An 11,665-nucleotide genomic window follows, 5' to 3' on the forward strand; every position below is an offset into this window, starting at 1 on the left:
TTAAAATCTTAAATTAAGAATAAATGTTATAATTATAAATAAAAATTTATCTATAATCCATAAAATTAAAGATAGTAAAATACTAATAATAAAAATAGAACATGTAATTTTTATTGTTTCATTAAATGATGGCCAATATATATTATTTATTTCTAATTTTATCATATTTATAAAATTTATTATTTTTATTTTTATATATATTATTTTTAAAAAATAATTTTTAATTTTTTGTATTATTTTTTTATACATTTTATCAGCATTATAATAATATAATTTAATATTGTTATTTTAATTTTATATTGTTTGCTGATACCCAGATTCGAACTGAGGGTCTCACCCTTACCAAGGATGTGCTCTAACCAAACTAAGCTATATCAGCTTTTAAGCGGGTAGCGGGAATCGAACCCGCATTATTAGCTTGGAAGGCTAAAGTAATAACCATTATACTATACCCGCTAATTAAAAAATATATTGGTGGAGGAAGGATTCGAACCTTCGAAGTCGATAGACGGCAGATTTACAGTCTGCTCCCTTTAACCACTCGGGAACTCCACCTATTTTTATTTATTATGCCGGCTACCGGAATCGAACTGGTGACCTACTGATTACAAGTCAGTTGCTCTACCTGCTGAGCTAAGCCGGCTTTTTAATTTTTAATATATATATATATATATATTACTTTTAGATGCCGAATTATGCAAGTTTAAATTTCATTTTTTTTAAAAAATATAAAAAAAATAAAAAAAAATTATAAATATATTATAATAATTATAATTTAAATAAATAATATTTTTTAATATTTTATTTTTTTTGAATATAAATAGGATATTATTATGAATCATTTATATAATTCTTATAAATATTTATATCAAAAAATTTTTGATATAAATTCTAAAATTGATATTTCTTTTGAATTTTTTCCACCCAAAATTTTTAATAAAGAAAATAACAATTTTTTATCTTCAATTAAAAAATTAAGTATTTTTCATCCTAATTTTATATCTATAACATGTACTCCAAGAAATTCTGAAATTAATTATACTTATCAAGCAATTAAAAATATTCCAAAAACATTAAATTTAAATATTGCTCCGCATATTACATATATTAATAATATTAATACAATAACAAAATTATCTAAAAAATATTGGAATAATGGTATTAAGAGTATTGTTGCTTTACGTGGTGATGTAATATCAAAAGAATATAATTCTGAAGTTTATGCTTTTCAATTAGTTACATTATTAAAAAAAATTGCTGATTTTGATATTTCAGTTGCTGCATATCCTGAAGTACATCCTGAAGCAAAAAATGCTAATTTGGATTTAATACATTTAAAAGAAAAAATTAATTGTGGTGCAAATAGAGCAATTACTCAATTTTTTTTTGATGTAAATAAATATTTAAAATTTAGAGATCGTTGTATTAGTATTGGAATTAATGTTGATATTATTCCAGGAATTTTACCAATTATGAATTTTCAACAATTAAAAAAATTTATTAATTTAACTAATGTATATGTTCCAAGTTGGATTAATAATATATTTAATAATATAAATATTAATAATATTCATATTAATAAAATGATTGGTTTAGTTATATGTGTTGATATTATTCAAAAATTATGTAAAGAAGGAGTAAATAAATTTCATTTTTATACTTTAAATGACTTTGAAATAGTTTATACTTTATGTTCTATATTAAAACAAAATATTAAAATAAATTAATTTATTTTATTTAATATTATATATTTATATAATCTTATTATAATTTTATTTTTTAATGAGTATATTTTTATGAATAATATTTTAGTTATAAAATTAGGAGGAATTTTATTAAATAGTAAATTTGCTATTAATAATTTTTTTAAAATATTATATAATTTTAAACAATCTAATCAAAATATTGTGATAATTCATGGAGGAGAATTTTGGGCAAAAAATATATTTCAAAATATATCATTATTAAATAATAATATATTTAAAAATTTTAATTATAATAATAATGTTAACAATTATTTTAAAATAGGTATTTTTTCTGGTATTATTAATTCTTATATTATAAAATATGCTCATATTAATAAAATTAATGCAATTGGTTTACGTTTTACAGATGGTGATACTATTATTCTAAATTCAATAAATGTTAAAGATTCTATTTATTGTAATATTAATTCTTTAAAATTAATTCAATATTATTTTTCAAATAACATAATACCTATTATTCATCCAACAGGAATCACTAAAGATAATTATCTTATAAATGTTGATGCTGATATAGTATCTATGTTATTAGCTAAAGCATTAAAGGCACGTTTAGTAATACTAACAGATGTTAATGGAGTATTAAATGGTAAAGGAAAAAAAATAAAGTTAATTAATAATATTATTTTTAAAAAATTAATTTTACAAGGTGTTATTAAAAATGGTATGTATACTAAAGTTAATTCAGCTCTTAATGTTTCTAAACATTTAAATCAAATTGTAAATATTGCTAGTTTTATTAATAATAATAAATTAAAAAATATATTTTTAAATAAATCAATTGGAACAAATATTTTATATAAAAAAAAAGGACATAATTTGTGATTAAAATAAAACATACTAATAAAGTAGTATTAGCTTATTCCGGAGGTTTAGATACTTCAGCTATTATTCCATGGATTAAAGAAAATTATTCATTAGAAGTTATTGCATTTGTAGCTGATGTAGGACAATCAAAAAATGATTTAGATGGTATTTCAGAAAAAGCAATACAATCTGGTGCTAGTGATTGTTATATTGTTGATTTAAAAAAAGATTTTGTTTATGATTATATTTTTCCTGTTTTAAGTACTGGAGCATTATATGAAGGTAATTATTTATTAGGAACAGCTATGGCAAGACCGATTATTGCTAAAGAACAAATAAAGTTAGCTCATCAAACTAATTCTATTGCTGTTTGTCATGGTGCTACTGGTAAAGGAAATGATCAAGTTAGATTTGAGATGGCATATGCTGCTTTAGATCCTAATTTAAAAGTTTTATCACCCTGGCGAAAATGGAAATTATCATCTCGAGAAGAATTAATTGATTATTTAAAAAGTAAAAATATTTCAACAACAGCAACAAAAGAAAAAATTTATAGTCGAGATGAAAATATTTGGCATATTTCAACAGAAGGTGGTGTATTAGAAAATACTTGGAATGAACCAGATAATAATTGTTGGGTTTGGACTACTGATCCTATGATGGCTCCTGATAAAGCAGAATATATTACAATTGAATTTGATAAAGGTTATCCTATTACTATAAATAATAATTCATTAAATTTAGTAGATTGTTTAATATATTTAAATAAAATTGGATCAAAACATGGAATTGGTCGTATTGATATTGTTGAAAATCGTTTAATCGGAATAAAATCAAGAGGTTGTTATGAAACTCCTGGTGGAACTATTTTAGTTACAGCAATGAGAGCACTTGAACAATTAATTTTAGATCGTGATAGTTTTCAATGGAGACAAAAACTTGGATTAAAAATGGCTACAGTTGTTTATGATGGACTTTGGTTTTCTCCAATTAGAAAATCTATACAAAATGCAGCTCATGTTTTTTTTAATATGTTATCTGGTAAAATTGTTTTAAAATTATATAAAGGTAATATAATTGTTATAAAAAAATATTCACAACAATCATTATATTCAGAAGAATTTGCTACTTTTGGAAAAGATACTGTTTATGATCAACATGATGCACAAGGGTTTATTAAATTATTTTCATTATCTTCAAAAATTAGAGCTATGAAAAATAAAAAATAATTTTTTATATTATAAAAATTATTTTATTATATTTTATTTTTTAAATAATAAAAATTAAGGATTTAATCATTATGAATAAAAATGAAAAATTATGGGGAGGACGATTTAATAAAATTTCTCATCCATTATTTGAAAAATTTAATAATTCTTTATCTCAAGATTATTTTTTAGCAAAATATGATATATTAGGATCTATTGCATGGTCAAATTCATTACTAGAATGTCATATTTTAACAAAAAAGGAAAATTTAAAAATTGTTAATGGATTAAAGGAAATATTAGAAGAGATTAATATAAATAATCATATTATTTTAAACTCATCTGCAGAAGATATTCATAGTTGGGTAGAAATAAAATTAATAGAAAAAATTGGAAAATTAGGGAAAAAATTACATACTGGTCGGAGTAGAAATGATCAAGTAACAACTAGTTTAAAATTATGGTGTAGGAAAAATATTGATGATTTAATAAATTTATTACAAGAAATACAATATACTTTAGTTTTACAAGCTAAAATATCAATTGAATATATTATGCCAGGTTATACGCATTTACAAAGAGCTCAACCTATAACTTTTTCATATTGGTGTTTAGCTTATATTGAAATGTTTAAAAGAGATGAAAGTAGATTAAAAGATGCTTTGTTAAGATTAAATATTAGTCCATTAGGTTCAGGTGCTTTATCAGGAACATTTTGTAATATTGATCGTGATAAATTAGCATTAAATATGGGATTTTTAAGTTCTACTGAAAATAGTTTAGATGCTGTTTCTGATAGAGATTATGTACTTGAATTATTATCTAGTGCATCTATTAGTATGATGCATTTGTCAAGATTTTCTGAAGATTTAATTTTTTTTAATTCTGGTGAAGCAAATTTTATTGAATTATCTGATTTTTTTACTTCAGGTTCTTCTTTAATGCCTCAAAAAAAAAATCCTGATGCATTAGAATTAATTAGAGGAAAAACAGGTCGAGTATATGGTTCTTTAATTAGTATGTTAGTTGTATTAAAAGGTTTACCTTTATCATATAATAAAGATATGCAAGAAGATAAAGAAATTTTATTTTCTGCAATTAATATTTGGAAAATGTCTTTAAAAATTGCTATATTAATAATACAAACTTTAAAAGTAAATTTCAAGAATTGTTTTATATCAGCAAAAAAAGGATATGCTAATTCTACTGAATTAACAGATTATTTAGTAAGTAAAGGTGTAAATTTTAGAAAAGCTCATTATATTGTTGGTAAAATTGTATTAGAAGCAATAAAAAAAGATTGTACTTTAGAAGAATTAAATATTTCTATTTTTAAAAAATATCATTCATCATTTGATAATGATTTATATGATAAATTAGATATTTTTACTTGTATTAATAGTAAAAAATCAAAAGGTGGTGTAAATATAAATAGAATTTTAAATCATATATTAAAAATTAAAAAACAATTATATCAAAATTAATTTATATATTTTGAAAATTATATAAAATTAGCTTCCATATATTTAATAAGGAAGCTATATTATATATAAATATTAATCATCTAAAAAATTTTTTAAAATATCTGCTCGACTTGGATGTCTTAATTTTCTTAAAGCTTTTGCTTCAATCTGTCTAATACGTTCTCTAGTAACACAAAATTGTTTACCAACTTCTTCTAATGTATGATCGGTATGCATATCAATTCCAAATCGCATTCTTAATACTTTAGCTTCTCTAGGTGTTAATGCAGATAAAATATTATATGTAGCTAATTTTAAACTATCTATTGTTGCTAAATTAATTGGTAATTCTAAGTTAGAATCTTCTATAAAATCACTTAATTGTGAATCTTCATCATCACCTACTGGTGTTTCCATAGATATTGGTTCTTTTGCTATTTTTAATACTTTTCGTATTTTTTCTTCTGGTATTAACATTCTAGTTGATAATTCTTCAGGAGTTGGTTCTCTTCCAATTTCTTGTAATATTTGTCTTGAAATTCGATTTAATTTATTAATAGTTTCAATCATATGTACTGGTATTCTAATTGTTCTTGCCTGATCTGCAATAGATCTAGTAATTGCTTGTCGAATCCACCATGTTGCATATGTTGAAAATTTATATCCTCTTTGATATTCAAATTTTTCTACTGCTTTCATTAATCCAATATTACCTTCTTGAATGAGATCTAAAAATTGTAAACCTCGATTAGTATATTTTTTAGCAATAGAAATTACTAATCTTAAATTTGCTTCTATCATTTCTTTTTTAGCTTGTTTAGTTTTTATTTCGCCTAATACCATTTTTTTATTAATATTTTTAATTTCTTGTATTACTAATCCTGTTTCTTTTTCAATTTGTTTTAGTTTTTTAATAATAATAAAAATTTTTGTTTTTAATTCACATAATTTTTTTGACCATAATTTATTCATTTTTTGTGCATTATAAAACCATATCTTATTAGTTTCATTTCCAATAAATAATTTTATGAAAATAGGTTTTGGTATTTTACATTTTTCAACACATATTTTCATAATATGTCGTTCTTCCGTTCGTATCCTTGTTACCATATTACGCATATTATTAATTAAACAATCAAATTGTTTAGGTACTAATTTGAATTTTTTAAATATTTTAGATAGTTTATGTATTTCTTTTTTTGAATCTTTATGATTTCTATTTTTTTGATTAATAATTTTATTAGTTTTAATATATTGATTTTTTAATTTTACGAAAAAATTTTCAGCTATTTCTGGATTCATATTTTTTTCTTTTTTATTATTGATATTTTTTTTATTTGAATTTTGTGTTTTATTTTTTTTACTGTTATATTTAATAAAAATATTTTTTTTTGTTTTTTCATTAATAAATCCTGAAACAACATCTGATAATCTGATTTGACCTAATTTTATTCGTTTATATTGATTTAAAAGATAAACAATTGCCTCGGGATATTCAGATACTGAAGATTGTATTTGATGTATTCCAGATTCAATTTTTTTTGCTATATTAATTTCTCCTTCACGAGTTAATAACTCTACACTTCCCATTTCACGCATGTACATTCGTACAGGATCTGTTGTTCTTCCAATATCTGTTTCTGGATCTGTATTATCTTGTGTTTCTATTTCTTCAATATTTTCATTATTAATATAATTTTTATTTAAATCATTTTTTTTTTTAGGTACTGTATTCATAATTTTAATTCCCATATTATTAATCATTTTAATAATATTTTTCATTTTTTTAGAATGAATCATTTTTTTTGATAGAAAATTATGTATATCAAGATAAGTTAAATATCCTTGCGCTTTACCGTGTATAATTAATAATTTAATTTGTAATTGAGAATCTTTTTTCATAAAAAATTTTCCTAATTAATTTTATTATATTTAAATAATATATTTTAACAAAAAAATATATAAATAATATTATTGATAATAAATTTTTTATATTAAATTGATAATACTTTATTTATTTTCCATAATAGATATTTTTCTTTTAATTGTAATTTTTTTAAGCGATCTTTCATAATTAATAAGTTATATTTTTTTTCTAAAGCTATATTATATATTTTTTTTATTAAATCTATAAATACTTTATTTTTTTTTTTATTATGAATTAAATTATTCCAATATGCTAATTTTTGAATTATAAAAAAATTTTTTTGATTTCTATATAATTCAATTATTTGTCCAGTATTAATATTATTATTTTTTTTACATATTTTAAAAATTTCTAAAAATAATGATATTCCTGGAATATTTATTTTTTTTAATTCATAAATTTTAAAAGGTAATATAGTACTTAATATAGGATTTTGTATAATTAAACTAATTAAAATATGAATATTATTTGATTTAATAATATTAGAATTAATATATTTTTTTTTTTGATAAATTATTTCATCTAATTTTATATCATCGATAATTCCTATTTTCTGTCCTAACATTTTTTTTAGATAAATTTTAATATATTGATTTGGTATATTATTTATTATTGGTATTGCAAAATTTAACATTTTAGATATTTCATAAATAGAATTTAAATTAATTTTTTTTGTAATTTTTTTTAAAAAAAAATCAATAATATTAATAGCATTTTTAATTCTATTGTTAAATTTTTCTTTACCTTCTTTATAAATAATACTATTTGGATCTTCTCCTTTTGGTAAAAAGATAAATTGAATATTTTTTATATCATTAATATAAGGTAATATTATTTGTGTTGTTCTCCATGCTGCTTTTTTTCCTGCTTGATCTCCATCATAACAAAAAATTAAATGATTAGTTAATTTAAATAATATATTAATTTGATAATTTGTAATTATTGTACCTAATATTGCAACTACATTTTTAATATTAAATTGAAATAATGATAAAACATCAAAATATCCTTCTACTATAATTATATATTTATTATCATCTTGAATGTGAATTTTATCAATACCATATAGTTGATAACCTTTTTTAAAAATATCAGTTTGAGAAGAATTGATATATTTAGGATGAGTATTATTTAATGTTCGACCTCCAAAACCAGTTATTTTACCATATTGATTTTTAATTGGAAAAATTATTTTATTATAAAATCTATCATATTGATAATTTTGATTTGTATAAATTATTCCAATATTTTTTAAATAAGAAATATATTTTTTATTTTTTATATTTTTTGATAAAAATAATAAATCATTAGAATATCCAATATTAAAGATATCAATTGTATGATTATTAATTTTTCTCTTTTTTAAATATAATTGAGCTATTTTAGAATTTTTATGATAAATATTATTATAATATAATTGTCCTGCGATTTGAATAGCTTTTTCTAATTTTTGTTTTTTATAATGTTTTTTTTGATTTTTGACATTATAATTTTTTTGAAATATTTTAATTCCTGTAATATTTGATAATTCTTGCATACTTTCTAAAAAAGTTAATTGATCATATTTCATTAAAAAATCAATAATATTTCCATGTATATTACAACCAAAACAATAAAAATATTGTTTTTCAATATTTATAGTAAATGAAGGTGTATTTTCTGAATGAAATGGACAAAGAGCATAATAATTTTTTCCTATTTTTTTTATTTTAATACGTTCACTTATTATATCAATAATATTTACTTGATTTAATATATTTATAATAACATCTTGAGGTATAAATTGATTCATAATATTTAATTTAATAATATTTCAAAATAATATATTTAATATAAACGTATACGACGTGCATTTTCTCGTGATAATTTTTTTGTTAATCGTTTAATAGCAGATGCTTTTGCTCTTTTTCTTTTGGTAGTTGGTTTTTCATAAAATTCACGTCTACGCATTTCTGAAAGAATACCAGATTTTTCACATGCTCTTTTAAATCTTCTAAGTGCTACATCAAATGGTTCATTTTCTCTTATTTTAATAACAGGCATATTAAATTTCCTTTTTTTTTGAAATAAATAATTTAAATTATATCATATATCATATATGTTTTATTTTAAATATTTTAATAAATATTTTTTAATTTTATGGGATAAAAAATGAGAATACTTGGAATTGAAACTTCTTTTGATGATACTGGAGTTGCTATTTATGATAATAAATTAGGATTATTAGTTAATGAATTACGTCATCAAAATAATATACATAGTAAATATGGTGGAGTTGTTCCTGAATTAGCTTCTAGGGCTTATATAAATCAAGTAGCTCCTTTAATTAAAGAAATTATAATTAAAAATAATATTTCTTTAAATAGTTTAAATGGTATTGCATATACTGCAGGACCTGGACTAGTTGGTTCATTACTTGTTGGAGCTGGAGTAGGATGTGCATTAGCTTATGCCTGTAATATTCCTTCTATTCCAATTAATCATATGGAAGGTCATTTATTATCACCTATGATAGAAAACCCTAATTTAAAATTTCCTTTTCTTGGATTATTAATTTCTGGAAAACATACACAATTAATTAATGCATATCAATTAAGTGAATATCAAATATTAGGTGAAACTTTAGATGATGCTGCAGGAGAGGTATTAGATAAAATTGCTCAAGCATTAAATTTAGGTTACCCAGGGGGATATTTATTATCACAATTTGCAAATAAAGGAAAATTAGGAAGATTTTATTTTCCAAAACCTATGAAATATTATTCAAATTTTAATTTTAGTTTTTCAGGATTAAAAACATTTACTTTAAATCTTATTAAAAAGCATATGTATAATATACAGGCTTTACATGATATTGCATGTGAATTTGAATATTCTATATTAGATGTTTTAGTTTATAAATCTTTTAAAGCTTTAAAAAAAACAGGTTATGACCAATTAGTTATTGCTGGTGGTGTTAGTGCAAATAAAAAATTAATTAATTTATTTAAAAAATATGCATTAATTCATAATAAAAAATTATATTTTTGTAGTCCTATTTTTTGTACTGATAATGCTGCTATGATTGCATATTTAGGAATGATTTATTTAAAAAGAGGCATTTCAAAAAAAATAGATATTTCTATTTATCCTAAATGGTCTATTTTAAATATAAAACAAAAAAATCATTATTTATAATTCTTGATTTTTTAAATATCTGATTAAATCATCTATTGTTAATATTGGCATTTTATATATTTTTGAAAATTTTAATATGTCTTTAATTTGAGCCATACTACCATTTTTATTTGTTAGTTCACATATTACACTCATTGGTTTAAATCCTGCTAATTTTGTTAATACAATAGATGCTTCTGTATGACCTTGTCTTGATAATAAACCCTGTTTATGTGCACATACAGGAAAAATATGACCTGGTTTATTAAAATCAGATGATATAGCAGTATCAAAAACAGCAGTTTTTATTGTTTTAATCCTATCTTTTGCTGAAACACCTGTTGATATTCCTTTTGAAGATTCAATACTAACTGTAAATCCTGTATTATAAGTACTGGTATTATTTTTTACCATCATTGGTAATTTTAATTTTTTTCTTTTTTTTTCTGTAATACATAAACAAACAATTCCACTTCCATAACGAATAGTTAAAGCCATTTGCTGTATTGTCATATTTTCACAAGAAAATACTAAATCACCTTCATTTTCTCTATTTTTATTATCTATAATAATTACTCCTTGACATAATTTTAATGCTATAATTGCTTTTTTTATTCTATTTTTATAATTTCCAAATTTTGATAAAAATTTTTTTATCATAAAAACCTTAATTTATTAATTTTATTTTTTAAAATAAAAAATGATTTTATTAATTTATTTTTTATTATAAATTTTTATATAATATATAGTATTAAAAAATTAAAACGGCACTATTTTTTATTGTACCGTTTTAAAAAATTCATTATAAATATATAATTTCCATAATTGGTGTTTTTCCTGCAATAACCCTTCCTGAATATTTTTTTATTGTTTTAATTTTTTCCATATTAGAAATTACTACAGGTGTTAAAGTAGATTTTGAATGTTCATTTAAAAAATTTAAATTATATTCTAAAATTATATCACCAATATTCACATATTGATTTTCTTTAGCAATTTTTTTAAATCCTTTTCCATTCAATAATATTGTATCTATACCAAAATGTACAAAAATTTCTATATTTTTTTCTGAAAGAATAGAAAAAGCATGTTTAGTTTTAAAAATTGTTCCAATTTTTCCTTTAACTGGAGATACAATTTTTTTACCAGATGGTTTAATAGCTACTCCATCGCCAATAATTTTTTTTGAAAATACTTCATCAGGAACTGATTCAATATTTATGATCGTTCCAGATATAGGAGAAAAAATTTTATTTTTTTTAGGTAAATTATTATTTTTAAATAATTTAGAAAATAAATTCATAATTTATTCTTAATATTTTAATATTTTTAATAAAAATT

Annotated in this window: 11 protein-coding genes and 4 tRNA genes; 5 read left to right on the top strand and 10 right to left on the bottom strand. The window is 20.7% G+C overall.

The features are described from left to right. The 5 genes from secE to D9V81_RS00195 all read right to left on the bottom strand — a co-directional run bounded on the left by secE (nucleotide 1) and on the right by D9V81_RS00195 (nucleotide 643). Nucleotides 1-249, bottom strand: coding sequence for a preprotein translocase subunit SecE (secE, locus tag D9V81_RS00175; RefSeq protein WP_158349311.1), 249 nt, complete (start codon nucleotides 247-249; stop codon nucleotides 1-3). 55 nt (nucleotides 250-304) lie between these two features. Then, nucleotides 305-379, bottom strand: a tRNA-Thr gene (locus D9V81_RS00180). Between the two features lie 5 nt (nucleotides 380-384). After that, nucleotides 385-456, bottom strand: a tRNA-Gly gene (locus D9V81_RS00185). A 16-nt stretch (nucleotides 457-472) separates the two neighbouring features. Continuing rightward, a tRNA-Tyr gene (locus D9V81_RS00190) sits at nucleotides 473-555 on the bottom strand. Between the two features lie 15 nt (nucleotides 556-570). Continuing rightward, nucleotides 571-643 (bottom strand) — tRNA-Thr (locus tag D9V81_RS00195). A gap of 190 nt (nucleotides 644-833) precedes the next feature. Here D9V81_RS00195 and D9V81_RS00200 point away from each other — a divergent pair. From D9V81_RS00200 to argH, 4 genes are all read left to right on the top strand, one after another. Then, nucleotides 834-1,727: a methylenetetrahydrofolate reductase gene (locus D9V81_RS00200; RefSeq protein WP_158349312.1), complete on the top strand. Its 894-nt coding sequence runs from the start codon at nucleotides 834-836 to the stop codon at nucleotides 1,725-1,727. A 69-nt stretch (nucleotides 1,728-1,796) separates the two neighbouring features. Continuing rightward, nucleotides 1,797-2,588, top strand: coding sequence for a hypothetical protein (locus tag D9V81_RS00205; protein WP_158349313.1), 792 nt, complete (start codon nucleotides 1,797-1,799; stop codon nucleotides 2,586-2,588). Continuing rightward, a complete protein-coding gene (locus tag D9V81_RS00210; protein ID WP_410051740.1) occupies nucleotides 2,588-3,799 on the top strand; it encodes an argininosuccinate synthase in 1,212 nt (403 codons plus the stop codon). Before D9V81_RS00205 ends, D9V81_RS00210 begins: the two co-directional genes overlap by 1 nt. A 71-nt stretch (nucleotides 3,800-3,870) precedes the next feature. Further along, on the top strand, nucleotides 3,871-5,262 hold the full coding sequence (gene argH, locus D9V81_RS00215) for an argininosuccinate lyase (protein WP_158349315.1): 1,392 nt from the start codon (nucleotides 3,871-3,873) through the stop codon (nucleotides 5,260-5,262). Nucleotides 5,263-5,334: 72 nt separating this feature from the next. On the opposite strand, the gene rpoD is transcribed toward argH, so the two are convergent. From rpoD to rpsU, 3 genes are all read right to left on the bottom strand, one after another. Continuing rightward, entirely contained in the window at nucleotides 5,335-7,143 is a 1,809-nt protein-coding gene (gene rpoD, locus D9V81_RS00220; RefSeq protein WP_158349316.1) for an RNA polymerase sigma factor RpoD, read from the bottom strand. 92 nt (nucleotides 7,144-7,235) lie between these two features. Continuing rightward, on the bottom strand, nucleotides 7,236-8,960 hold the full coding sequence (dnaG, locus tag D9V81_RS00225) for a DNA primase (protein WP_158349317.1): 1,725 nt from the start codon (nucleotides 8,958-8,960) through the stop codon (nucleotides 7,236-7,238). A gap of 35 nt (nucleotides 8,961-8,995) precedes the next feature. Continuing rightward, complete coding sequence (gene rpsU / locus D9V81_RS00230; RefSeq protein ID WP_158349318.1) at nucleotides 8,996-9,211, bottom strand: 30S ribosomal protein S21; 216 nt, start codon at nucleotides 9,209-9,211, stop codon at nucleotides 8,996-8,998. A gap of 108 nt (nucleotides 9,212-9,319) precedes the next feature. Between rpsU and tsaD the strand changes: the two genes are divergently transcribed. Further along, the gene (tsaD, locus tag D9V81_RS00235) at nucleotides 9,320-10,345 is read left to right on the top strand and encodes a tRNA (adenosine(37)-N6)-threonylcarbamoyltransferase complex transferase subunit TsaD (RefSeq protein WP_158349319.1); all 1,026 of its coding nucleotides are present in this window, start codon (nucleotides 9,320-9,322) and stop codon (nucleotides 10,343-10,345) included. On the opposite strand, the gene ribB is transcribed toward tsaD, so the two are convergent. Next, nucleotides 10,340-10,984, bottom strand: coding sequence for a 3,4-dihydroxy-2-butanone-4-phosphate synthase (gene ribB, locus D9V81_RS00240; RefSeq protein WP_158349320.1), 645 nt, complete (start codon nucleotides 10,982-10,984; stop codon nucleotides 10,340-10,342). The genes tsaD and ribB overlap by 6 nt on opposite strands. A 142-nt stretch (nucleotides 10,985-11,126) precedes the next feature. Beyond that, entirely contained in the window at nucleotides 11,127-11,627 is a 501-nt protein-coding gene (gene crr, locus D9V81_RS00245) for a PTS glucose transporter subunit IIA (RefSeq protein ID WP_158349321.1), read from the bottom strand. Nucleotides 11,628-11,665: the final 38 nt, after the last annotated feature.

The sequence above is a fragment of the Buchnera aphidicola (Therioaphis trifolii) genome, assembly GCF_005080705.1.
GTDB classification, from domain to species: Bacteria; Pseudomonadota; Gammaproteobacteria; order Enterobacterales; family Enterobacteriaceae; genus Buchnera_L; species Buchnera_L aphidicola_X.

Bases quoted from the DNA above. Each gene is read 5' to 3' on its own strand.
- secE (WP_158349311.1), bottom strand. From the start codon at position 249: ATGTATAAAAAAATAATACAAAAAATTAAAAATTATTTTTTAAAAATA.
- D9V81_RS00200 (WP_158349312.1), top strand. From the start codon at position 834: ATGAATCATTTATATAATTCTTATAAATATTTATATCAAAAAATTTTT.
- D9V81_RS00205 (WP_158349313.1), top strand. From the start codon at position 1,797: ATGAATAATATTTTAGTTATAAAATTAGGAGGAATTTTATTAAATAGT.
- argH (WP_158349315.1), top strand. From the start codon at position 3,871: ATGAATAAAAATGAAAAATTATGGGGAGGACGATTTAATAAAATTTCT.
- rpoD (WP_158349316.1), bottom strand. From the start codon at position 7,143: ATGAAAAAAGATTCTCAATTACAAATTAAATTATTAATTATACACGGT.
- dnaG (WP_158349317.1), bottom strand. From the start codon at position 8,960: ATGAATCAATTTATACCTCAAGATGTTATTATAAATATATTAAATCAA.
- rpsU (WP_158349318.1), bottom strand. From the start codon at position 9,211: ATGCCTGTTATTAAAATAAGAGAAAATGAACCATTTGATGTAGCACTT.
- tsaD (WP_158349319.1), top strand. From the start codon at position 9,320: ATGAGAATACTTGGAATTGAAACTTCTTTTGATGATACTGGAGTTGCT.
- ribB (WP_158349320.1), bottom strand. From the start codon at position 10,984: ATGATAAAAAAATTTTTATCAAAATTTGGAAATTATAAAAATAGAATA.
- crr (WP_158349321.1), bottom strand. From the start codon at position 11,627: ATGAATTTATTTTCTAAATTATTTAAAAATAATAATTTACCTAAAAAA.